Annotated in this window: 22 protein-coding genes and 1 pseudogene; 4 read left to right on the forward strand and 19 right to left on the reverse strand. The window is 65.1% G+C overall.

The window, feature by feature from the left end:
- Window positions 1–391 precede the first annotated feature (391 nt).
- Window positions 392–1,000 (forward strand): hypothetical protein, encoded by a 609-nt coding sequence (locus AXW67_RS06620; protein WP_145927445.1) that lies wholly within the window; start codon window positions 392–394, stop codon window positions 998–1,000.
- Window positions 1,001–1,029: 29 nt separating this feature from the next.
- Here AXW67_RS06620 and AXW67_RS06625 read toward each other — a convergent pair whose 3' ends face one another.
- Complete coding sequence (locus AXW67_RS06625) at window positions 1,030–1,866, reverse strand: SDR family oxidoreductase (RefSeq protein ID WP_063677209.1); 837 nt, start codon at window positions 1,864–1,866, stop codon at window positions 1,030–1,032.
- Between the two features lie 73 nt (window positions 1,867–1,939).
- Window positions 1,940–3,256, reverse strand: a complete 1,317-nt coding sequence (locus AXW67_RS06630; protein WP_063677210.1) for a solute carrier family 23 protein — start codon at window positions 3,254–3,256, stop codon at window positions 1,940–1,942.
- 136 nt (window positions 3,257–3,392) lie between these two features.
- On the opposite strand from AXW67_RS06630, the gene AXW67_RS06635 reads away from it, so the two are divergent.
- The gene (locus tag AXW67_RS06635; RefSeq protein WP_063677211.1) at window positions 3,393–4,721 is read left to right on the forward strand and encodes a dicarboxylate/amino acid:cation symporter; all 1,329 of its coding nucleotides are present in this window, start codon (window positions 3,393–3,395) and stop codon (window positions 4,719–4,721) included.
- Window positions 4,722–4,957: 236 nt separating this feature from the next.
- Here AXW67_RS06635 and AXW67_RS06640 read toward each other — a convergent pair whose 3' ends face one another.
- From AXW67_RS06640 to AXW67_RS06680, 9 genes and pseudogenes are all read right to left on the reverse strand, one after another.
- A complete protein-coding gene (locus AXW67_RS06640; RefSeq protein ID WP_063677212.1) occupies window positions 4,958–5,305 on the reverse strand; it encodes a RidA family protein in 348 nt (115 codons plus the stop codon).
- A gap of 12 nt (window positions 5,306–5,317) precedes the next feature.
- Window positions 5,318–6,439 carry an NAD(P)/FAD-dependent oxidoreductase gene (locus AXW67_RS06645; protein WP_063677213.1) on the reverse strand — a complete coding sequence of 374 codons (1,122 nt, stop codon included), beginning with the start codon at window positions 6,437–6,439 and terminating at the stop codon, window positions 5,318–5,320.
- Window positions 6,436–7,854 carry an FAD/NAD(P)-dependent oxidoreductase gene (locus AXW67_RS06650; protein WP_063677214.1) on the reverse strand — a complete coding sequence of 473 codons (1,419 nt, stop codon included), beginning with the start codon at window positions 7,852–7,854 and terminating at the stop codon, window positions 6,436–6,438. Before AXW67_RS06650 ends, AXW67_RS06645 begins: the two co-directional genes overlap by 4 nt.
- Window positions 7,851–8,147 carry a (2Fe-2S)-binding protein gene (locus tag AXW67_RS06655; protein ID WP_027553848.1) on the reverse strand — a complete coding sequence of 99 codons (297 nt, stop codon included), beginning with the start codon at window positions 8,145–8,147 and terminating at the stop codon, window positions 7,851–7,853. The genes AXW67_RS06650 and AXW67_RS06655 overlap by 4 nt, the downstream gene beginning before the upstream one ends.
- Window positions 8,148–8,166: 19 nt before the next feature.
- Window positions 8,167–9,363, reverse strand: a complete 1,197-nt coding sequence (locus AXW67_RS06660) for an NAD(P)/FAD-dependent oxidoreductase (protein WP_245315438.1) — start codon at window positions 9,361–9,363, stop codon at window positions 8,167–8,169.
- A gap of 8 nt (window positions 9,364–9,371) precedes the next feature.
- Window positions 9,372–10,178, reverse strand: coding sequence for an ABC transporter permease (locus AXW67_RS06665; protein WP_063677216.1), 807 nt, complete (start codon window positions 10,176–10,178; stop codon window positions 9,372–9,374).
- Window positions 10,175–11,073, reverse strand: a pseudogene (locus tag AXW67_RS06670) (ABC transporter permease). The gene AXW67_RS06665 and the pseudogene AXW67_RS06670 overlap by 4 nt, the downstream one beginning before the upstream one ends.
- Window positions 11,070–12,110 (reverse strand): ABC transporter ATP-binding protein, encoded by a 1,041-nt coding sequence (locus tag AXW67_RS06675; protein WP_063677217.1) that lies wholly within the window; start codon window positions 12,108–12,110, stop codon window positions 11,070–11,072. Before AXW67_RS06675 ends, AXW67_RS06670 begins: the two are co-directional and overlap by 4 nt.
- 26 nt (window positions 12,111–12,136) lie before the next feature.
- Complete coding sequence (locus AXW67_RS06680; protein WP_063677218.1) at window positions 12,137–13,171, reverse strand: ABC transporter substrate-binding protein; 1,035 nt, start codon at window positions 13,169–13,171, stop codon at window positions 12,137–12,139.
- A gap of 271 nt (window positions 13,172–13,442) precedes the next feature.
- Here AXW67_RS06680 and AXW67_RS06685 point away from each other — a divergent pair, with 271 nt between their 5' ends.
- Complete coding sequence (locus tag AXW67_RS06685) at window positions 13,443–14,369, forward strand: LysR substrate-binding domain-containing protein (RefSeq protein WP_063677219.1); 927 nt, start codon at window positions 13,443–13,445, stop codon at window positions 14,367–14,369.
- 50 nt (window positions 14,370–14,419) lie between these two features.
- Window positions 14,420–15,124: a type 1 glutamine amidotransferase gene (locus AXW67_RS06690; RefSeq protein WP_063677220.1), complete on the forward strand. Its 705-nt coding sequence runs from the start codon at window positions 14,420–14,422 to the stop codon at window positions 15,122–15,124.
- A 53-nt stretch (window positions 15,125–15,177) separates the two neighbouring features.
- On the opposite strand, the gene AXW67_RS06695 is transcribed toward AXW67_RS06690, so the two are convergent.
- The 8 genes from AXW67_RS06695 to ruvC form a co-directional block, all read right to left on the reverse strand.
- On the reverse strand, window positions 15,178–15,414 hold the full coding sequence (locus AXW67_RS06695; RefSeq protein WP_063677221.1) for a hypothetical protein: 237 nt from the start codon (window positions 15,412–15,414) through the stop codon (window positions 15,178–15,180).
- A 150-nt stretch (window positions 15,415–15,564) separates the two neighbouring features.
- Window positions 15,565–16,032: a nuclear transport factor 2 family protein gene (locus tag AXW67_RS06700; protein ID WP_027553856.1), complete on the reverse strand. Its 468-nt coding sequence runs from the start codon at window positions 16,030–16,032 to the stop codon at window positions 15,565–15,567.
- Between the two features lie 81 nt (window positions 16,033–16,113).
- On the reverse strand, window positions 16,114–16,518 hold the full coding sequence (gene ybgC, locus AXW67_RS06705) for a tol-pal system-associated acyl-CoA thioesterase (RefSeq protein ID WP_051310752.1): 405 nt from the start codon (window positions 16,516–16,518) through the stop codon (window positions 16,114–16,116).
- A gap of 113 nt (window positions 16,519–16,631) precedes the next feature.
- Window positions 16,632–17,552 carry a metallophosphoesterase gene (locus tag AXW67_RS06710; protein WP_063677222.1) on the reverse strand — a complete coding sequence of 307 codons (921 nt, stop codon included), beginning with the start codon at window positions 17,550–17,552 and terminating at the stop codon, window positions 16,632–16,634.
- Window positions 17,553–17,656: 104 nt separating this feature from the next.
- Window positions 17,657–18,526: a DUF6869 domain-containing protein gene (locus AXW67_RS06715; RefSeq protein WP_027553859.1), complete on the reverse strand. Its 870-nt coding sequence runs from the start codon at window positions 18,524–18,526 to the stop codon at window positions 17,657–17,659.
- 101 nt (window positions 18,527–18,627) lie between these two features.
- A complete protein-coding gene (gene ruvB, locus AXW67_RS06720) occupies window positions 18,628–19,662 on the reverse strand; it encodes a Holliday junction branch migration DNA helicase RuvB (protein ID WP_201723646.1) in 1,035 nt (344 codons plus the stop codon).
- A gap of 20 nt (window positions 19,663–19,682) precedes the next feature.
- On the reverse strand, window positions 19,683–20,300 hold the full coding sequence (gene ruvA / locus AXW67_RS06725) for a Holliday junction branch migration protein RuvA (RefSeq protein ID WP_063677224.1): 618 nt from the start codon (window positions 20,298–20,300) through the stop codon (window positions 19,683–19,685).
- A partial coding sequence (ruvC, locus tag AXW67_RS06730; RefSeq protein WP_245315439.1) for a crossover junction endodeoxyribonuclease RuvC occupies window positions 20,297–20,639 on the reverse strand: 343 nt, incomplete at its 5' end. The genes ruvC and ruvA, both read right to left, overlap by 4 nt.
- Between the last annotated feature and the right edge of the window lies 1 nt (window position 20,640).

Below are 20,640 nucleotides of genomic sequence, written 5' to 3' on the forward strand. Positions count from 1 at the left end.
CAGGGCAGCATGCCGGACATCAACCGTTCGGTTGAACTCGGCGGAGAACCGGACGGCGGCATCTTACTTTTTGCAGACTGTTGCTGAATGGCATCGGAATGCATCGCGACAGGGCGATTGAGGGAGCCGTTGTCGGCGGCAGCGACGCGCTCTACGGGATGGCGGAGAAATTCCAGGAGACCTCAACATTCGATCGGCGCCGGAAACATCGGTCACAATGCCCAAAGAAACGGCAGGAATCCATCAATCGACAACGATCTCGCCACTTTGAACTTCGAAATCAATCTGCAATATTCGCGCAGATTGTTTGCCGCGGTATGCTTCGCGACCGCAGCCAGGCGCAAATGCCGAGAATACCGGGAATGCATGCTCGATACGGTTTGAGTTGGCCGTGACGTCTGAAGCCTCAATGCTCTCAGAGCTGATCGGCGATATCTACGACGCCGCACTCGATCCGACCTTGTGGCTGCGGGCGCTGGAGCACTCCTGCATCGTCGGCGGCTCTTCGGCCGTGCTGTATTGGCACGATGTCGCCAGCGAAAGTTCGGCCGCGTTGCATTTGTTCAACGACGACCCGCACTACACGCAGCTCTATTTCGAGAAGTACATGCCGATGAATCCGGTATTCCCGGCGGCAACCTTCATCGAATCCGGTTTGATCTATACGCCGACCGACATCGTTCCCGAAGCCGAGCTCCGCGATACGCGCTTCCACAAAGAATGGGTCGAACCGCAGGGGATCACCGACGTCGTCTGCGTCAACCTGGAAAAGGCTACGACGAGTTCCTCGGTGCTCAACATCCGCAGGGATGGGACGCACGGGATCGTCGATGACGCGGTGAGACAGCGGGACGCTGATCGTGCCGCATTTTCAGCGCGCGGTCGCGATCGGCCAGTTGTTCGATCAGCGCAAGACGGCGCAGGCGGTCCTCACCGAAACTCTCGACAATGTCGAGGCCGCCATCTTCCTGCTGGGGCCGAACGGCCGGCGACCGGTTGACCTTCAGCGGAATATTGTCGGCGCACGCATTAGCTCGCCCAGTTCTCGCGGAATTCGGGAAACAGCGTCAGGCCGCCGCAGGCATAGATGGTCTGCCCGGTGATGTAGCTGGACTCGTCCGAGGCGAGGAAGGCGAAGACGGCGGCGATCTCTTCCGGCGTCCCCACCCGCCCGAGCGGGATGTGGCTGGTGACGACGCCGCGCTTTTCGGGATCGCCGGTCCAGGCAGCGTTGATCGGCGTGTCGATTGCGCCGGGCCCGACCGCGTTGACGCGAATGCCGCGGCCCGCGAATTCGAGCGCCAGCGTGCGCGTGAGGTTGGCCATGCCGCCCTTGCTGATCGAATAGGCGAGATAGCCGGGCTTCGGGATGATCTGGTGGACGCTCGAGCAGTTGATGATGGTGCCGCCTCCGCCGCGCGCGACGAAATGGGCGAGCGCCTTCTGCGCGCAGAGCACGGCGCCGTTCAGATTGACGTCGATGATGCGGCGATAGGTTTCGACGTCGAGCGCCTCGCTTGGCGACTCCATCTGGAAGCCGGCATTGTTGACGAGACAGTCGAGGCGCTTCCAGCGTGCCAAGATCGTCTCGAACATCGCGGCGATGTCCTGATCATTGCCGACATTGGCCTTGACGACGACATGATCGAGCTTGCCATGGCCGCGGTCGCTCGAGGCCGTCCGCGCGAGCGCCAGCGTCTCCTCCGCCCTCCCGGCATGATCGTAATAGTTGATGGCGACGGTCGCGCCTTCCTGGGCGAGCCGGATGGCGACCGCGCGCCCGATGCCCTGAGAGGCGCCGGTCACCAGCGCATATTGACCGACGAGGCGGGAGGGAAGTTGGGATGAGCGATCGGTATGTGGCATGAGTTTTCTCCGGTACGTCTCGTCATCGACGGAACAGGAATTTTGTTCCATCGCCGCGGCGCATCCCTGGGATTCATTCCGTGCGCGCGAGCGGCCCGGTCAGGATCTGATAGAGGATGATGGCGCCGAAGGTCGCAGTGCCGATCCCGCCCATCGTGAACGCACCGAATTTGAGCGTGAGATCGCCGGCGCCTGCCGTCAGCGCCACGGCGACGGTAATCAAATTGGCGGGATTTGCGAAGTCGACCTTGTTCTCGACCCAGATCCGGCCCGCCATCGCGGCGATCAATCCGAACAGCACGATCGAGAGCCCCCCGATCACGGGTCCGGGGATCGAGAGGATGAGCGCGCCGAACTTCGGCGAGAAGCCGAGCAGGATCGACACCGTGGCGGCAAAGGCAAACAAGAGCGTCGAATAGACCTTCGTCGCCGCCATGACGCCGATGTTCTCGGCATAGGTGGTGACGCCGGTGCCGCCGCCGCAGGCTGACACCATCGTGGCGAGGCTGTCGCCAAGGAGCGCGCGGCCGAGATAGTCGTCGAGGCTGCGCCCCGTCATCGCACCGATGGCCTTGATGTGACCGAGGTTCTCGGCGACGAGGATGATCGCGACCGGCGCGATCAGGAAGATCGCATCGGCATGAAAGCTCGGCGCCGTGAAATTCGGTAATCCAATCCACGGCGCGGCCGAGAGCTGGGTGAAGTCGATCGGCTTGCCGAGACCAAGGCCATTTGCGCAGAGCCAGTACAACAGATATCCGCCGATCGCGCCCAGGATGATCGGCAGACGCCGCCAAAGCCCCGGCGCCGCCACCGCGATCACGCCGATGATCAGCACGGTCACAATCCCGATCCAGGTATCGAACGCGCTGGCGCTCACCGCCTTGGTGGCAACGGGCGCGAGGTTGAGTCCGATCGCGGCGACCACGGCGCCGGTCACGACCGGCGGCATCAGCCGCTCGATCCAGCCGACCCCGGACCACATCACAATCAGTGCGATTACGCCATAGAGCACGCCGGCCCCGATAATGCCGCCGAGCGCGACGGACAGGTTCGGGTTCGGCCCGTGCCCGGAATAGCCGGTGGCGGCGATGACGACGGCGATGAAGGCGAAGCTGGAGCCGAGATAGCTCGGCACGCGTCCGGCGACCACAGCGAAGAAGATCAGCGTGCCGATCCCGGAGAACAGGAGCGCAACATTGGGATCGAACCCCATCAGCAGCGGCGCGATGATCGTTCCGCCCGACATCGCGACGCCGTGCTGGAGGCCGGAGACGATCGTCTGGCCCCATGGCAGACGCTCCTCCGGCATGATCACGCCGGAGGTCTTCAGTTTCCAGCGCGGAAAATAGCTTCGCGCTTGCTCTTCGGAGCCCATTGCAGTCGACATGTTCCCCCCAGGTGCGTCTCAAGTGCAGTGCAGCGATCAATCTTCGTGCGAACCGACAAAAATGTGATTGTCGCTTCTGGGGTGACCATCACAAGATGTCGATCATGCACGATCGACGCGTTGCGGGGCACACAATATGACACAAGTTGCGATCCAGCCAGCCGTCCATCGCCGTCACCAGCCCTGGTACAAGGTCCTCTATGTCCAGGTCCTGATCGCGATCGTGCTCGGGGTGCTGATCGGCTACTTCTACCCCGATCTCGGCAAGGCACTGAAGCCGCTTGGTGACGGCTTCATCGCGCTGATCAAGATGATGATCGCGCCGGTGATCTTCTGCACCGTCGTGCACGGCATCTCCTCGATGGGTGACCTCAAGCGCGTCGGCCGGGTCGGGCTGAAGGCGCTGATCTATTTCGAGACCGTCTCCACCGTTGCGCTCGCGGTCGGCCTGCTCGTCGGCGAGGTGCTCCAACCCGGGCACGGCTTCAACATCGATCCGGCCACGATCGATCCGAAATCGGTGGCGACCTACGTCACCAAGGCGAAGGAAGAGGGCATCGTCGCCCATCTGATGGCGATCATCCCCGACAGCTATTTTGGCGCGGTCGCGCGCGGCGACCTGTTGCAGGTGCTCCTGATCTCGATCCTCTCCGGCTTCGCCATCGCTTTCCTCGGCAAGGCCGGCGAGCCGATTGCGGAGGCGGTCGACAAGGCCGCAAAGATGTTCTTCGGCATCATCCGCATCATCGTGCGCGTGGCGCCGATCGGCGCCTTCGGCGCGATGGCGTTCACCGTCGGCGCCTACGGCCTCGGCTCGCTGCTCAACCTCGCCGCCCTGATCGGCACGTTCTATCTCACCAGCATGCTGTTCGTGCTGATCGTGCTCGGCGCGATCGCAAGGCTCGCCGGCTTTTCGATCCTGCGCTTCATCGCCTACATCAAGGACGAGCTTCTGATCGTGCTCGGCACTTCCTCCTCGGAGACGGTGCTGCCGCAGATGATCCAGAAGATGGAGCATCTCGGCGCATCGCGCTCGGTGGTCGGCCTCGTCATCCCGACCGGCTACAGCTTCAACCTCGACGGCACCAACATCTACATGACACTGGCGACGCTGTTCCTGGCGCAGGCGACCAACACCCATCTGACCATCTGGCAGGAGCTCGGCATCCTCGGCATCGCCATGATCACCTCGAAAGGCGCCTCGGGCGTGACCGGCGCCGGATTCATCACGCTCGCCGCCACGCTCTCGATCGTGCCTGATATCCCGATCCAGTCGATCGCGATCCTGGTCGGCATCGACAAGTTCATGAGCGAGTGCCGCGCGCTGACCAATCTGATCGGCAACGGCGTCGCCTGCGTCGTCATCAGCATCTCCGAAGGCGAGCTCGACCGCGATGCGCTGCACGAGACCATGGCCCACCCGCTGGAGATGGGCGAGGCGCTGGAGCCGGGCGGCAGCGCGTGAGGCGCAAGCTGCGCAAACACGAACACACGCGCCGGGGTTTCCACCGCGGTAGTTTCCCGGAGTAGCAAATTGGTGAGATGCGCGTCACAACTGACGCGTTGTGATCACCTAATCATACTAAATTTTTCCGCCCGACCGCTGAGGGCAGGGTGTCGGGCTTTTGAGGAATGTTGCGGAGAGCGCTGCCGCGCCGCGTGGCGCACGCAGTCTTGGTGAGTGCCGCCCTTGCGGTCTCGTCAACCCTTCAGCGCGGTCACCACGACCTCGATGAGAGCGCCGCCGCCGAGATCGGCGACGCCGACGGTTGCGCGCGTCGGCAGATCGTCGCCGAAGAACTCGGTCCAGGCCGTGTCCATCTCCCTCTTCCTGGAGAGATCGGTGACGAAGATCGAGGCGCTGACGACGCGCGAGGTGTCGGTGCCGGCCTCTTTCAGATAGCCCGCGATCTTGCCGAGGATGTTGCGGGTCTGCTCGCCCATCGAGACGGAGGTGTCGTCGGCGATGGTGCCGCCGACGAAGACGAAGCCGTTGGCTTCGACCGCGCGGTGCATGATGGGCGTGCGGATGCTGCGGGTGATGCTCATGATGTCCTCTTGCTAGAGCGTGGAAGGATGGAAGCGGTCGATGCCGAGATCGCTGACGCGGGTCCGGGTGCCCCCATTGACGATCAACTCCGCCATCACGGCGCCGGCGCCGGGGCCGAGCTGGAAGCCGTGCAGCGAGAAGCCGAACTGGTGATAGAGACCTTTGTGGCGACTGCTAGCCCCGAACACGGGAAGGTCGTCCTTCATCTTCGCCTCGATGCCGGCCCAGGCGCGCACGATTGTCGCGCTGCGCATCACCGGAAACAGCTCGAATACGGTGCGGGCGCTGACGGCGAGCCTCTTCCAGTCCAGCACGGTCTCATTACGGTCCTGGTAGGGCGTTGCCAGATGTCCGCCTCCGATCAGCACGGTGCCGTTCTTGAACTGCTTGAAGGAGAGTTTGCGGCCGCGCAGGATCACGACGGGATCGATGAAGTGCGGCACGCGCGAGGTGATCATCAGCATTGGTGCCACGGTCTCGACCGGAACGGGCTCGCCGAGCGCGGCCGCGATCTTCCCTGCCCAGGCGCCGGCGGCATTGACCAGCACCGGCGCGGCAAAGCTCTCGCTGGCGACATCGACGTGCCAGAGGCCATCACTCTGCCGGATGTTGGTGGCGGCGACGCCTTCGCGCACGGTCGCGCCAAGCTGCTCCGCCTTGCGCCGGAACGCCGTCGTCGTCTGCGCCGGATTGGCGGCGCCGTCGCGGCGCGACACGACGCCGCCGGGACAGGTGTCGGCCACGGCAGGCACCAGCCGCCGCAGCTCGGCCGCGTCGATCAGCTCTTCATGGGTGAAGCCGAGCGCATTCAGTTCGGCGACGCGCGCGCGGCAGACCGCGAGCTCGTCCTCGTTCTCCGCGACCAGAACCTGGCCGTGGCTCTCAAAGCTGCAATCATCGTCGACGAGCTCGGTGATCTTCTCCCATATCACCATCGAGCGGATCGACAGCGGGATCTCGGGAATGTTCCGCGCGAGCTGGCGCACGCCGCCGGCATTGACGCCCGAGGCGTGCCGGCCGGCATAGTCCTTCTCGATCAGCACCGGCTTCAGGCCGGCGAGGCACAGATGCAGCGCGGTCGAGCATCCGTGGATGCCGCCGCCGACGACGATTGCATCCACTGTTTTCGTCATCCGCGCACAACTGCCTTGACGTCGTCCTCGCTCTTCGGAACGGCGGCGAGCTCGGCGAGCGTGATCGGCTTGACCGGCGCGCGCAGCCGGTAATAGCCGATCTCCTGCGGGCTCTTAGCCCGCGCCTGCGCCATCAGCTCGGTGACGGTGAGGCCGCAGAGCCGGCCCTGGCACGGCCCCATGCCGGTGCGGCGGTAGGCCTTGAGCTGATTGGGCCCGGTCGCACCGATTGCAACCGCGTCGAGAATGTCCTTCGCCGTCACCTCTTCGCAGCGGCAGACGATGGTATCGCCCGAGGGAATGCGGAACTGCGGCGACGGGCGGAACAGCGTGTCGAGGAAGGCGCGGCCGCGCTCGGCCTTGGCGAGCTCGGCACGCAGCGTCGCCAACGGCGGAAGCTTCGCGGCGGCCACAGGGGCCAGCGCCTCCACGGCAGCGCGCGCCGCGATGCGGCCGCGCACCACGGCCGCGGTCGCACCGCCGATGCCGGCGCCATCGCCGGCGATCGCGATGCCTTCGATCGACGAATTGCCGCTCGCGTCGAGCACCGGCGACCAGCAGAGTTGCAGCTCGTTCCAGCGATGCTCGACGCCGGCCGCCATCGCGAGATTGACGTTGGGCACGACGCCCTGGTGCAGCAGCAAGAGGTCCGCAGGAATGGTCTCGCGCTTGCCGCCGGCGACATAGCTCACGCTTGCAAGCTGGCCGTCGCCGACCGCCGCAAGCTCGGCGACGCCGGAGACGACCTGCACCTTGGCCCGCACCTCGCGCATCAGGGCGAGGCCCTTGGCGAAATAGGGCGAGGTCAGGAAGGCGAAGGCGTGCGGCAGCGCGGCGAAATAATTGCCGCGCTCCGTGGTGTCGAGGATCCGGTCGATGCGGCCGCCAAGGCGCAAAATCTGCGCGGCGAGCAGCCAGAGCAGCGGCCCCTGCCCCGCGATCACCGTGCGGCCGTCCGGAACCAGCGCCGACGATTTCAACATCGTCTGCGCCGCGCCTGCGGTCATCACGCCCGGCAGCGTCCAGCCGGGAATCGGGAACGGCCGCTCCAGCGCGCCGGTCGCGAGGATCACGCGCCTCGCCTTGACGAAAGAGGACCCGCCGCCGATGGAGACGCCGATCTCGAGATTGCGATCGAGGCTCCAGACCGTGGCGCGCTGAACAACTTCCGTATTGCCCGCGCGCAGCGCCTGCACGAGATCGGCACCCACCCAATAGTCGGTGCCGAGCTGCTCGCGCGCGGTCACCGGTGTTGACGCGATGGCGCGGAACACCTGGCCGCCAGGGCCGATATTCTCGTCGAGCAGCAGTGTCGACAGGCCGGCCTCGGCAGATGTCGCAGCGGCGGCGAGACCGGCGGGCCCGGCTCCGATCACCACGAAATCATAGTTTTCGCGGGAAGGTGTCGTGGTCATTTTCCGATCTCCCGCTTGCCCTTCTGGATCTCGATCTGCATGCCCTCGGCGACCGGCACCAGGCAGCCCTGCCGGTTGCCGACGCCGTCGATGGTGACGAGGCAGTCGAAGCACACCCCCATCATGCAGTAGGGCAGCCGCGGCGCTCCGCTCACCGCGGTCGAGCGGCGCACGTCGCGCCCCGACGCCAGCAGCGCAGCGGAAACGGTGTCGCCCTGCCGCGCCGCGACGGCAACGCCGTCGACGAAGATCTGCACGGGCGGTCGCTTGTCCTGTTCGGATCGTTTGAACATGGGATGCCTCTTGGAATCTCTAGTAGCCACCGTTGTTGGCCGCGCCCGCTCCGCCGAAGCGGCTGGCCGAGAACGCGCCGACCAGCTCCGGCTCGAGCGCGCCCTGTGCAACCATGCGCGCGATCTCGAAGGCGTGGTTGGATGCGAGCGTCACGCCGGAATGGCAGCAGGCGACGAAGGCGCCGGGATGGGTCTCCGACTGGTCGTAGATCGGAAAGCCGTCCCGCGGCATGACGCGGATGCCGGCCCAGCTCCTGACCACGTTGAGCCGCGCCAGATGCGGGAACGTGCGCTGCGCGCGATCGGCCATCACCGCGCTGATCGAGTGCTTCAGCGCGCGATCGTCGAGCTCGTCCTCCTTGCTGTCGCCGATCATCACCGTGCCCTCGTCGGTCTGGCGGATCGTGGTCAGCGGATGCGGCAGGAACGGCACGGTGCGCTCGGTCACGACGATCTGACCGCGGGTCGGGCCCATCGGCGCGTAGAGACCGACCATCGGCGCGAGCGTCTGGTTGGCATTGCCGGCCGCAAGCACGACCTTGGCGGCGCGAAGCTCGCCCTTCGGTGTCGCCAGCCGAAATTCGCCGCCGCTCTTCGTGATCGCCGAGACCGGACGCTCCGGAAAATAGTCGATGCCGAACGCCTTGAAGCCGGTATGGAAAGCGCGGAACGTGCGCAGCGAATTGACGTGACCATCGAGCGGACAATAGCTGCCGCCGGAAACCTCAGGACCGATCAGCGGCAAGGCCTTCTTCACCTCGGACGCCGGCATCATCTCCATCTTGTAGTCGGCCGCGCCGACCTGGTTATGCATGCGCTTGACCAGCTCGGTACGCTGGCCGAACTCGTCCTCGCCGAGGGTGAGATGGAAGCCGCCATTCTGCTGAAGAGAGACGTCGAGGCCGGTCTGTTGCTTCAGCTCCGCAGCGAGGCGCCCCCAGGCTCCAGACGCCCGCACGGTCCAAACCGTATAAGCCGGCATGCCGAGCCCTTTGCTCTGCACCCAGACCAGCGCAAAGTTGGCGCGCGAAGCGCGCTTGGTGATGTCGCCCTCGTCGAGCACGGCGACGGTCTTGCCGAGCCGGCCGAGGCCCCAGGCGATGGCGGAGCCGAGCAATCCGCCGCCGACGACGGCGACGTCGTAGTCAGACTTTCGTTTTGACGCGTTTTCTTCACGCGAACCGGCGTCCACTTCGCTTGAAAACGCTTTAGACATGGGTTCTCCTATCGTCCCGTATCGCCCTTGCCGGCGAGCACGCGGTCGAGCCCGTAGAAGCGGTCGAGCAGAATGAGGGCGGTCATGGTGATTGCGATCACGCAGGCCGAGACTGACGTCACCAGAGGATCGATGTTGTCCTGGATATAGAGGAACATGCGCACCGGCAACGTCTCGGTGCCAGGCGCGGCGAGAAAGACGGTCATAGTGAGATCGTCGAAGGACTGGATGAAGGCGAGCGCCCAGCCGCTGATGACGCCGGGCAGGATCAGCGGCAGCGTCACGCGGCGGAACAGCGTCCAGCCATTGGCGCCGAGCGAGACCGCCGCCATCTCGACCGAGAGGTCCATGCCGGTCGCGGCCGCGAGCGTCAGCCGTAGCGCGAACGGAAACACGATGATGACATGCGCGATGATCAGCGCCGCAAGGCTGCCGCTGAGCCCGACCGAGGTGAAGAACCGCAGGAATGCGATGCCGAGCACGACATGCGGAATCATCAGCGGCGACAGGAACAGCGCCGCAAGCGCATCACGGCCGCGAAACCTGTAGCGCGCGATCGCGAGCGCCGCCGGCACCGCGAACAACAGCGCCACGAACGAGGACAGCGCACCGAGCCCAAGGCTGACCCAGAAGGCGTGGACGAATTCGGGATAATTCGCAATCGTCCTGAACCAGCGCAGCGAGAAGCCGTTGGTCGGCAGCGACAGATGGCCCTCGGGCGTGAAGGCGACGAGGCAGACCACCAGGATCGGTGCCACCATAACGGTGACGAAGATGGTGTGGAAGATCAGCGCGAGCGGGCCATTCCGTCTCATCGGAACACCTCGGCGTAGCGCCGCTCGATCAGCGCATTGCTGCCGACGACAATCAGCACCAGCGCGACCAGCAGGAGTGTGGCGACGGCCGCGCCGAGCGGCCAGTTCAGCGTGTTGAGGAACTCGTCATAGGCGAGCGTCGCCGCGACCTTGAGCCGGCGGCCGCCGATGATCGCGGGCGTGGCAAAGGCGCTGGCCGACAGCGAGAACACGATGATCGCGCCCGACAGCACCCCGGCATGATCTGCGGCATGACGATGCGGCGGACGATGGTCACGGGGCCGGCGCCGAGCGACATCGCGGCGTTCTCGATCTGCGGGTCGAGCCTTTGGAGAGCCGCCCACACCGACAGCACCATGAACGGCATCATCACATGGGCGAGCGCGACGACCATGCCGGTCTCGGTGAACATGAAGGGAATGGGTGCGCGGATCACCCCGAGCGACATCAGGAGCTTGTTGACGAGCCCATTGTTGCCGCCGAACAGCAGCGCCCAGCCGAGCGTGCGCGCCACCACCGAAATCAGCAGCGGTCCGAGGATGACGAGGAGGAAGAAGCTCTTCCAGCGCCCGCTCATGCGGTTAAGGATGTAGGCTTCGGGCGCGCCCAACACTGCGGTGAGCAGCGTAGTCAGGATCGCGATGCGGAACGTCCGCCAGAACATCTCGGCGTAATAGGGGTCGGTCGCGATCTCATGCCAGTTCTTCAGGATGAAGACCGGCTCGATGCCCTTGTACTGGCCCCAATCGTGGAACGACAGCAGCACGGTCATCGCGAGCGGGATCAGCAATACGCCGACGAACAGCATCAAGGCGGGGGCCGTCATCGCCCAGGGCGCGCGAGCGCCGCGCTCCTTTGCGGCGGCCTGCGGCGCCGTGTCGGCGACCGCGCTCATGCGGCCGCTCCAGCGCGCACACTCATGTCTTCCGGACGCCACACGAGACGAACCGCCTCTCCTTCGGACGGCTGCGCCTGACCGTCGTTCTGGCGGATCACGATCGCGGGGCCGCATTCGCTGTCGCACTGGAACAGCCAGTGATTACCCTGGAAGATGCGGGTAACGATCTTCGCGGAGAGACCGACATCGCCGAAGCCGATCCGTTCAGGACGAACGCTGACGGTCACCGGGCCGCTTAGCCCGGCTGGTGCCGGTACGCTCCAGGAGCCTGCGGTCAGCCGCGCGGGCGCGCTGGTCCGATCGATCGTCGCAGCAAAGTCGTTGGTCTTGCCGAGAAACTGCGAGACGAAGGCCGAGGCCGGCCGCTCATAGGTCTCCTGCGGCGTGCCGATCTGCTCGATGCGCCCCTGGCTCATCACCACGATGCGGTCGGACAGCGACATCGCCTCGTTCTGGTCATGGGTGACCAGGATCGTGGTGGTGCCGATCGTGCGCTGGATCTGGCGCAGTTCGATCTGCATCTCCTCGCGCAGCTTGGCATCGAGATTCGACAGCGGCTCGTCGAGCAGCAGCACGCTCGGCTTGATCACCAGCGCGCGGGCCAGCGCCACGCGCTGCTGCTGTCCACCGGACATGCGGCGCGGATGGCGGTCTTCATAGCCGGCAAGGCCGACCATCGCGAGCGCGGTACGGACGCGCTCGGCCCGCTCGCTGCGCGGCACGTTCCGCATCTCCAGACCAAAGGCGACGTTCTCCGCCGCGGTCATGTGCGGAAACAGTGCGTAGCTCTGGAACACGATGCCGAGCCCGCGCTTGGCCGGATGGATCGCGGTCAGATCCTTGCCCTCCAGGCGGATCGCGCCGCGGGTGGGATCGAGGAAGCCCGCGATCATCTGCAGGGTCGTGGTCTTGCCGCAGCCGGAGGGGCCAAGGAAGGAGATGAACTCTCCCTTGCCGACCGCGAGACTGAAGCCGTCGACGACAGTCATCGCGCCGAACTGCTTGGCGACCCGATCGAGCTCGAGATAGGCCATGGCTTTCTCCGGTGGAGGTGATCAGGTCAGCGCTCGACCTCGCGATTCCAGCGCTTGGTCCATTCCTCGCGCTTCGCGTTGATGACGGTCCAGTCCGGATTGTAGAGCTTTGCCGCGCGCTCGCCGATCGGCGCCATCTTGCCGAGTTCCGGCGGCACTTTGAGCGATTTCAGCACCGGGCCGTAGCCGTAATCCTTCAGCATCACGAGCTGGACCTTCGGATCCAGCAGCATCTTGACGAAGCTCACCGCAAGCGGCGAGGCGTTGGGCTTGGTGATCGGACACGCTGTCGTCAGCAGAGTTGCCGCGCCCTCCTTCGGGTAGACGAAATCGACGGGGAAGCCGGTGTTGGCAAAGCTCTGCACGCGGCCCGTGCCCCACACCGCGATGACGGCCTGGCCGGACTGGAACAGCTCGGTCATCTTGCCAGGCGACGGCTCATAGGCGAGCACGTTCGGATTGATGTCGGTCTTGAAGATCTTGAAGCCGGACTCGACATTGGACTCGCCGCCGCCGTTCATCTTCGACAGCATCACCAGCGCTTCGAGACCATAGGTGTTGTTGATCGGCGGGATGACGAGCTGCCTGGCGTATTTCGGGTCCTTCAGATCGTTCCAGGAGGTCGGCGGCGCCCAGCCTTTCTCGGCGAAGGCCTTGGTGTTGTACATCAGTCCGGTGGCGACGATGCCGATCGCCACGGCGCGATCGTCCTTGAAGCGCGCGGTGTCGTAGAGATCGGCCGGCAGGCCGTCGAGCTTGCCGCAGAAGCCGAGCTGGATCGCCTGATACATCGGACCATCGTCGACGATGGCGACGTCGATCTGCTGGTTGCCCTTCTGCGCCTGGAGCTTGGCCAGCGTGTCGGTGGAGTTGCCGGCGACGTATTCGACCTTGACGCCGTTCTCCTTCTCGAAATTGGGGATCACCTCGTCGCGGATCGTCTTCTCGAACGAGCCGCCATAGCCGGCGACATAAAGCGTCTTTTGCTGGGCCGAGGCGTCCGACGGGGCCGCGGCGAGCGCCGCGATGCTGACCGCTGTGAGAAGGCTGAGAGTCTTCATAAGGACCAATCTCCAATTCCGGGATGAGGGACGTGTCGACGATCAGACGGCCAAAGCACAGTCCGCGTTCCCCTTGGCGCAAATCCCGGTTCCAGCAGGGCTCCGGCCCCCGCTCACCAGGTTTTGGCGGCAATCGGGGGCTTTTGGCTCCGATCTGCCGGAAAAACGGGCTGTCTACAGCACTGATGAAAAAGATCGCAGAGCTATCCTTCCATCGTCCAATGAATAATGGCACCCTCTGCATGCCGAAATGTTATGAATGGAAGATGGGATGGCGCGGATCAATTCGCGGCAGGTGGAAGCCTTCCGCGCGATGATGCTGACCGGCAGCGTCACCGAGGCGGCCAAGCTGATGACGGTGACGCAGCCGGCGGTCAGCCGATTGCTGCGTGACTTCCAGGCGCTGCTGAAGATGGAGTTGTTCGAGCGGCGCGGCACCGGCCTCGTGCCGACTGCGGCAGCGACAGCGCTCTACACGGAGGTCGAGCGCTCCTTCGTCGGCCTCGAACGCATCACCGCGGCTGCCGAGGAGATCCGCGGCCGCCGCACCGGCTCGCTCCGGATCGCCGCGCTGCCGGCGCTGTCGAACGGCTATCTGCCGCGGCTCGCTGGGCATTTCCTGAAAGAGCGGCCCAACCTCAACCTCGCCTTCTTCGGCGTGATCTCGCCGATCGTGGTCGACTGGGTGCTGAACAACCAGTGCGACATCGGCTTTGCGGAGGTGCCGATCGCCCATTCCGGCCTGCCGAGCCTGCGGCTGCCGGCGCTGGCGCGCGTCGCCGTGCTGCCGACCGGACATCACCTCGCCGAAAAAGAGATGCTGGAGCCGCGCGATTTCGAGGGCGAGACATTCGTGTCGCTGTCGGCGGGATCGGCCAGCCGGCATCTGATCGACCAGATATTCCACCGCCATGATGTTCACCGCGTGCTGCGGGTCGAGACCACGCTTTCGGAGATCATGTGCGGCATGGTGTCGTCGGGACTTGGGGTGGCGATCTGCGATCCCTTCACGGCGCAGGAATTCTCCACCCGCGGCATCGTCGTGCGCCCCTTCCTGCCGCGCATCGACTTCGAGTTCTCCGCCGTCTTTCCCGCGCAGCGCAGTCCCTCGCCGGTGGCGCTGGATTTCGTCGAGACCGTGCGCAAGTCACTTGCCGTGCTCGACGAACAACCCACGCATGAAGCCGCGCCGGGTTGACGGGCCCGCTTGCGCGGACTGTTATGATGTCCTCTTTCGGCAGGTAGCACATGGCACGCATCACCATCATCGAGACCGGCCACGTCCCAAACAAGTATCGCGAACGTCATGGCTCGTTTCCGGACATGTTCGCGCGCATGGTCCGCACCGCGGATCCCTCGGCCGCCTTCGACATCGTCAGCATCCCCGATGGCGAGGCTCTCCCCGATCCGCGCCAGCTGGACGCGATCCTGATCACCGGCGCGGCAGCCGGCGTTTATGACGGGCTCGACTGGATCGCGCCGCTCGAGGAATTCGTACGCACCGCCCACGCTAACAGAACGCCGATGGTCGGGGTCTGCTTCGGCCATCAGCTGATCGCACAGGCGTTCGGCGGCACGGTGCGCAAATCGGACAAGGGCTGGGGCATCGGCCGACACGTCTATCAGGTGACGCCGGACAACGGCGTCGTCGACGGCGAAGCGCTCGCGATCGCCTGCTCGCATCAGGACCAGGTGATCGAAGCCCCCAGCGACGCTCGCACGATCATGTCATCCGACTTCGCGCCGCATGCCGGCCTGCTCTACGCCAACGGCACGACGCTATCGGTGCAGCCGCATCCCGAATTCGACGTGGCGTTCGCCCGAGTCTGCTGCAAGTTGCGCGAAGGCAACGCACCGGATGCTGTCGTGGCTGCGGCCAGAGCTTCGCTCGCCGAGCCGCTGGACAGCGCAAAGCTCGGCGGCGCGATCACAAGATTTCTGACGCGGCGGTAAAACGCCTTGGTCTCCGAGGCGCCTCTAGTTATTGGGCAACCGTGAGAGGCTCGTCAGTAGTTGCGCTTCGTGCTCATGCCGGTGGTTTGACCAGGAGCAGCACTGGACGCACCGGAATGGCTCTTCTTGGAACCCATGGCGTGGTGCATCTTATGTTCCGCGTGGACTTTCTTAGGCGCCTTGGTTTGCATCTCCTGGCCCGGTGCGTTGCTCGAGGTACCTTGCGCAAACACGACCGGCGCGGTCCCTATGAGGGCGAGAGCAGAAACTGCAACAATCATTGTCCTCATTTTTCATCCTCCTCAGATAAGCATTCTGAGGAACGAATTGAAAACTGAGCCGTTCCAAAAGGCTGCTCATTATTCTTCTGATCGCAGCGCAAAATGCGACAAGTGACCCTTCCTTCTCCCGTTGTGGGAGAGGGCGTAGCTGCGCCTAGCTCAAAACGGATCGCTTCCCAGCCCCGGCACATCCTGAGGCCGCGGTCCCGGCGCCGGCCAGTGGAAGCGGCGATCCTTCTCCGCGATCGCGATGTCGTTGATCGAGGCTTCGCGGCGCTTCATCAGGCCGTGCTCGTCGAACTCCCATTGCTCGTTGCCGTAGGAGCGATACCATTGGCCGCTCGCGTCGTGCCATTCGTACTGGAAGCGCACGGCGATGCGGTTGCCGTCGAAGGCCCAGAGGTCCTTGATCAGGCGATAGTCGAGCTCCTTTTCCCATTTGCGGGTGAGGAACGCGACGATGGCTTCACGGCCCTGAAAGACCTCGGAGCGATTGCGCCAGCGGCTGTCCTCGGTATAGGCGAGCGCGACCCGCGCGGGATCGCGCGAATTCCAGGCGTCTTCGGCCATGCGGGCTTTTTGCGCAGCAGTCTCACGGGTAAAGGGCGGAAGCGGCGGGCGCGACATGACGGCCTCATCGGTTTGATCGGGAAGCGCAAATCTATCGCCGCAACAGCCGGAGTCGAGAGGCCATCGCCTATCGCCCGATCACGAAATCACATCGGCCTTCATCAGCGCGCGGATCGATTTCGGGATCGGCTGGGCCCGGCCGCCGCTGATGAAGGCGACGCGCACCTCCGCCTTGACCAGCACGTCCTCGCCGCGCCGCACCTCCTGCGCCAGCATGATGGAAGCGCCCTTCACCGCGATCGGCCAGGTCACGACGTCGAGCACGTCGTCCATCCGCGCCGGTTTCAGGAAATCCAGATGCATCGAGCGCACCACGAAGGCAAAGCCGGCGTCTTCCGTCGCGGGCTGTTCGAACAGCGCCTGCTGCTCGGCGCCCATCAGCCGCAGATGATTGGTGCGCCCGCGCTCCATGAAGCGCAGATAATTGGCGTGATAGACGATGCCGGAAAAATCCGTGTCCTCGTAATAGACGCGGACCTGCATGTGATGGCGGCCGTCGCGGATCTCGCCGTCGAGATGAGCTGTCACGTCGCGAGCCTCTTCGCTTGTCGCTACCGGCCCGTTTTGCGCAAAAACGGCCGGCCGCGCAAGCGCGACTAGGACAGAAGCGACGCTGTCCGCCCCAGCGTCACCTCGACGATTTCCGGCGGCACACCGACGCGGACCGGCATGATGCTGCAACCGAGGCCGCCGGAGACGATGACGTCGCATTTCAGCCGAAAGTGGCCGTAGGCGAGCCGCAGGCCATGCTGCGGCGGAACTGCCGGCGACCACCCGAGCAGGCGAACCTGGCCGCCATGGGTGTGGCCGGACAGTTGCAGCGCGACGCGCGCAGGCACGCGCGGCGCGATGTTGGGCTCATGCGCGAGCAGGATCACCGGCGCGTCGTCGGTGACCTTTGCGAGCGTCGCGGAGAGGTCGTCGGCGCCGAAGCGCACCATGCTCCGGAAGCGTCGCGCAGGAAGGTAAGCGAGCTGATCGCCAAGGCCGGCGAGCCAGAACGGTCTGCCGTCCTTGGTGAGGCGCACCACATCGTTCTCGTAGACGGGAATGCCGGCCGCTTCCAGCGCACGATGCGCGACCGTCGGCCCGCGCCCTGCCCGCTGCACGGTGTTGTCCTCCCAATAGTCATGATTGCCCATGACGGCGTGGACGCCGAGCGGCGCCTTGAGGCGCGCCAAACCCGCGGCCCATTCGCTCGACGGAATGATGCGTGTGACGTGGTGAAGACCGGCGACATAATCGCCGAGCAGCACGATGAGATCGGCGTTCAGCCCGTTGGCGCGGTCGACGATGGCCTCGATCCGCTCCAGCGACATCCAGGGATCGCAGGCGTGAATGTCGGCGATCGCGGCGATCTTCAGCGGAAAATCCGCCGGCCATTGCCGCGGGGCCGGATGATAGCGGGTGACGCGAAGCCGCATCACCGGCTCGACGCCGACGCCATAGGCAGCGGTCGAGACGCCGAGGGCGGACAGACCGCCAATGGAACGGATGAGATGTCGCCGAGAGATCATGAAACCCCGATCGTGATGCCCCTCCTTGATGCGGTCCGATTGGAGCGGAATTGGGATGCGCTCGTGCAGACCGTCTGCATCCTCGTGCAGACCGTCTGCACAGATTACCAGCGCTCCTGCCCGACCAAGGCATCCAGCCGCGACTTCAACTCGTCGGATGCGCGGTAGTACCAGACGCCGCCGAGCAGATCGCGAAAGCGTGTGTTGACGCAGGCCTCGCGCTCGATGCGGTCGATCGTGGCGAGGCTGATCACGTCCTCGAGCGGACCGGCGGCGAGCAGCGACAGCAGCACGGGATTGGACTCGATCCTCAGGATCTCGAGAATGAGGTCGATCATCCGGTCGGGATCGTCCTCGCGCAGGTCGCGCTCGAAATCCATCATCGCGAACAGATTGTCGTCCTGGTCACGCTCGGATTTGGAATATTGCTCGACCCAGGCGCGGGCTAATTCCGCAAGCGTCATGCCGGCGCAGTCGAGCGGCTCGCGCGGCGTGCGCTGCGCGATGTGATCGGCCCGCCACGCTTGCTCGTCGGCGATTTTTGCGACACGCGACATCACGGGATCATCTTGCGCGAAATGCACGCCGCCGAGCAGCCAGCGCAGGCGCGCATTGCGCTCCGCCTCCTGCTCGATGCGCGCGATCACCTCAGCGCCATGTGCGTAGAACAGCGCCAGCAGGAACTTGTCGTTGAGCTGCATCACCGTCTGCTTGTCGGCTTCCGTCTTGAGAACCTCCAGCACGAGATCGAGCGCGCCTTGGGGCCTGCGATGCGGCAGATGATCGAAGTAGAGTTTGATGGCCCAGATACTGCCGACCTGGTCGCGCCGGCTGACGCGCTGCAGCGCGCACCACATCGACGCCAGCTCGCCGAGCGGCATCGGATCGAGAAACGCCTCGGTCTCGTCGGGCGTGCGCAGTTGCGGCACGGCCGCGATGGCCTCCAGCAATGTCGCGTTGTCCGTCAGCCCCATTCCTTCCCACTCCCTTGCCAATGTGCGCGAGCGGCGACCCCGATCGCCGCGCGTCCGCATTAGTGACAGGTGGGAACCGGTGGGTTCACCGACTGTGGCAGTCAGTCGTCCTCGGCCTGGTCGCTGCCGAACAGGCCAAACTGTGCCGGATCGCGGTTGGGCTCAGTGAGGCCGAGATGGCGGAACGCATGCGAGGTCAGCAGGCGACCGCGCGGGGTGCGCTGCAGATAGCCGCACTGGATCAGATAGGGCTCGATGATGTCCTCGATCGCGTCGCGCGGCTCGGACAGCGCCGCCGCCATCGTCTCGACGCCGACCGGACCGCCGCTATAGTTCAGCGCGATGGTCGTGAGGTAGCGGCGATCCATGGCGTCCAGGCCTGCAGCGTCAACCTCGAGCGCGCTGAGCGCATGGTCGGCGATGTTGCGGTCGATCTCGTCGGCATTCGCCGCCGAGGCGAAATCGCGCACGCGGCGCAAGAGGCGGCCGGCGATGCGCGGCGTGCCGCGGGCGCGGCGCGCGATCTCGTTGGCGCCGTCCGCGCTCATGCCGACATTGAGCACGCGCGCGCCGCGGGTGACGATGCTTTCCAATTCCTCGACCGTATAGAAATTGAGCCGCACCGGAATGCCGAAGCGGTCGCGCAAGGGATTTGTCAGAAGGCCGGCGCGCGTGGTGGCGCCGACGAGCGTGAACTTCGAGAGCTCGATCTTGACCGAGCGCGCCGCGGGGCCCTCGCCAATGATCAGGTCGAGCTGAAAGTCCTCCATCGCGGGATAGAGCACTTCTTCCACTGCGGGACTCAACCGATGAATTTCATCGATGAAGAGCACGTCGCGCTCTTCGAGATTGGTCAGCAGCGCCGCGAGATCGCCGGCCTTGGCGATCACGGGGCCTGATGTCGCGCGAAAGCCGACGCCGAGCTCCTTGGCCACGATCTGCGCCAGCGTGGTCTTGCCGAGACCAGGGGGACCGACGAACAGCACATGGTCCAGCGCCTCGCCGCGCTTGCGCGCGGCCTCGATGAAGATCGAGAGATTCTTGCGCGCCTGCTGCTGGCCGACGAAGTCGGACAGCGACTGCGGGCGCAGTGCGGTGTCGCCGACATCGTCACTGCGGCGTTCGGGCGAGACCATGCGGGACGCCTTGGGGTCGCTCACTTCGCGAGCTCCTTCAGGCCGAGGCGAATGAGCTGCGCCGTCTCGGCACCTTCACCGGCGCTGCGCGAGGCCGACGCGATGGCGGCCGCCGCCTGCGGCTGGCCGTAGCCGAGATTGACCAGCGCGGAGATCGCGTCAGCAACCGGGCGCGGGGCGCGCTGGTCGTCGACGGCGCCGGCGAGATGCACGACGTGCGGATCGACATTGGCAAAGGCCGGCGCCTTGTCCTTCAATTCGGTGACGATGCGCTCGGCGACCTTGGGGCCGACGCCCGGCGTGCGCGACACCGCGGCCTTGTCGCGCAGCGCAATGGCGTTGGCGAGATCGGAAGGCTGCAGCGTGCCGAGCACCGCGAGCGCGACCTTGGCGCCGACGCCCTGCACGGTCTGGAGCAGGCGGAACCATTCGCGCTCCTGGTCGGTGCGGAAGCCGAACAGTTTGATCTGGTCCTCGCGGACATAGGTCTCGATCGACAGCACGGCGGCCTCGCCCGGTGACGGCAAATGCTGCAGCGTGCGCGTCGAGCAGTGCACCTGATAGCCGACACCGCCGACGTCGAGGATGACGAAATCCTCGCCGTAGGAATCGATCAGACCCTTGAGCTTGCCGATCATAGCCCCACTACCTTCAGCCTTAGCGCCGTGCTCTGGCGGTGATGGGCGTGGGTGATGGCGATGGCGAGCGCGTCGGCGGCGTCCGCGGATGGTGGCTCGGCTTTCGGCAGCAATATCTTCAGCATCATCGCGATCTGGTGCTTGTCGGCGTGACCGGCGCCGACCACCGTCTTCTTGACCTGGTTCGGCGCGTATTCGGCGACCGTGATGCCGAACATCGCGGGCGCCAGCATCGCGACGCCGCGGGCCTGGCCGAGTTTCAGCGTCGCAACGCCGTCCTTGTTCACAAAAGTCTGCTCGACGGCGGCTTCCATCGGCTTGTGATCGGACAGGACCGCCN

The sequence above is a fragment of the Bradyrhizobium neotropicale genome (assembly GCF_001641695.1).
In the GTDB taxonomy this organism is placed as follows: domain Bacteria; phylum Pseudomonadota; class Alphaproteobacteria; order Rhizobiales; family Xanthobacteraceae; genus Bradyrhizobium; species Bradyrhizobium neotropicale.

What these genes read in the sequence shown, in the direction of transcription:
- AXW67_RS06625 (WP_063677209.1), bottom strand. Translation starts at nt 1,866, where the DNA reads ATGCCACATACCGATCGCTCATCCCAACTTCCCTCCCGCCTCGTCGGT.
- AXW67_RS06630 (WP_063677210.1), bottom strand. Translation starts at nt 3,256, where the DNA reads ATGTCGACTGCAATGGGCTCCGAAGAGCAAGCGCGAAGCTATTTTCCG.
- AXW67_RS06635 (WP_063677211.1), top strand. Translation starts at nt 3,393, where the DNA reads ATGACACAAGTTGCGATCCAGCCAGCCGTCCATCGCCGTCACCAGCCC.
- AXW67_RS06640 (WP_063677212.1), bottom strand. Translation starts at nt 5,305, where the DNA reads ATGAGCATCACCCGCAGCATCCGCACGCCCATCATGCACCGCGCGGTC.
- AXW67_RS06645 (WP_063677213.1), bottom strand. Translation starts at nt 6,439, where the DNA reads ATGACGAAAACAGTGGATGCAATCGTCGTCGGCGGCGGCATCCACGGA.
- AXW67_RS06650 (WP_063677214.1), bottom strand. Translation starts at nt 7,854, where the DNA reads ATGACCACGACACCTTCCCGCGAAAACTATGATTTCGTGGTGATCGGA.
- AXW67_RS06655 (WP_027553848.1), bottom strand. Translation starts at nt 8,147, where the DNA reads ATGTTCAAACGATCCGAACAGGACAAGCGACCGCCCGTGCAGATCTTC.
- AXW67_RS06660 (WP_245315438.1), bottom strand. Translation starts at nt 9,363, where the DNA reads ATGTCTAAAGCGTTTTCAAGCGAAGTGGACGCCGGTTCGCGTGAAGAA.
- AXW67_RS06665 (WP_063677216.1), bottom strand. Translation starts at nt 10,178, where the DNA reads ATGAGACGGAATGGCCCGCTCGCGCTGATCTTCCACACCATCTTCGTC.
- AXW67_RS06675 (WP_063677217.1), bottom strand. Translation starts at nt 12,110, where the DNA reads ATGGCCTATCTCGAGCTCGATCGGGTCGCCAAGCAGTTCGGCGCGATG.
- AXW67_RS06680 (WP_063677218.1), bottom strand. Translation starts at nt 13,171, where the DNA reads ATGAAGACTCTCAGCCTTCTCACAGCGGTCAGCATCGCGGCGCTCGCC.
- AXW67_RS06685 (WP_063677219.1), top strand. Translation starts at nt 13,443, where the DNA reads ATGGCGCGGATCAATTCGCGGCAGGTGGAAGCCTTCCGCGCGATGATG.
- AXW67_RS06690 (WP_063677220.1), top strand. Translation starts at nt 14,420, where the DNA reads ATGGCACGCATCACCATCATCGAGACCGGCCACGTCCCAAACAAGTAT.
- AXW67_RS06695 (WP_063677221.1), bottom strand. Translation starts at nt 15,414, where the DNA reads ATGAGGACAATGATTGTTGCAGTTTCTGCTCTCGCCCTCATAGGGACC.
- AXW67_RS06700 (WP_027553856.1), bottom strand. Translation starts at nt 16,032, where the DNA reads ATGTCGCGCCCGCCGCTTCCGCCCTTTACCCGTGAGACTGCTGCGCAA.
- ybgC (WP_051310752.1), bottom strand. Translation starts at nt 16,518, where the DNA reads ATGCAGGTCCGCGTCTATTACGAGGACACGGATTTTTCCGGCATCGTC.
- AXW67_RS06710 (WP_063677222.1), bottom strand. Translation starts at nt 17,552, where the DNA reads ATGATCTCTCGGCGACATCTCATCCGTTCCATTGGCGGTCTGTCCGCC.
- AXW67_RS06715 (WP_027553859.1), bottom strand. Translation starts at nt 18,526, where the DNA reads ATGGGGCTGACGGACAACGCGACATTGCTGGAGGCCATCGCGGCCGTG.
- ruvB (WP_201723646.1), bottom strand. Translation starts at nt 19,662, where the DNA reads ATGGTCTCGCCCGAACGCCGCAGTGACGATGTCGGCGACACCGCACTG.
- ruvA (WP_063677224.1), bottom strand. Translation starts at nt 20,300, where the DNA reads ATGATCGGCAAGCTCAAGGGTCTGATCGATTCCTACGGCGAGGATTTC.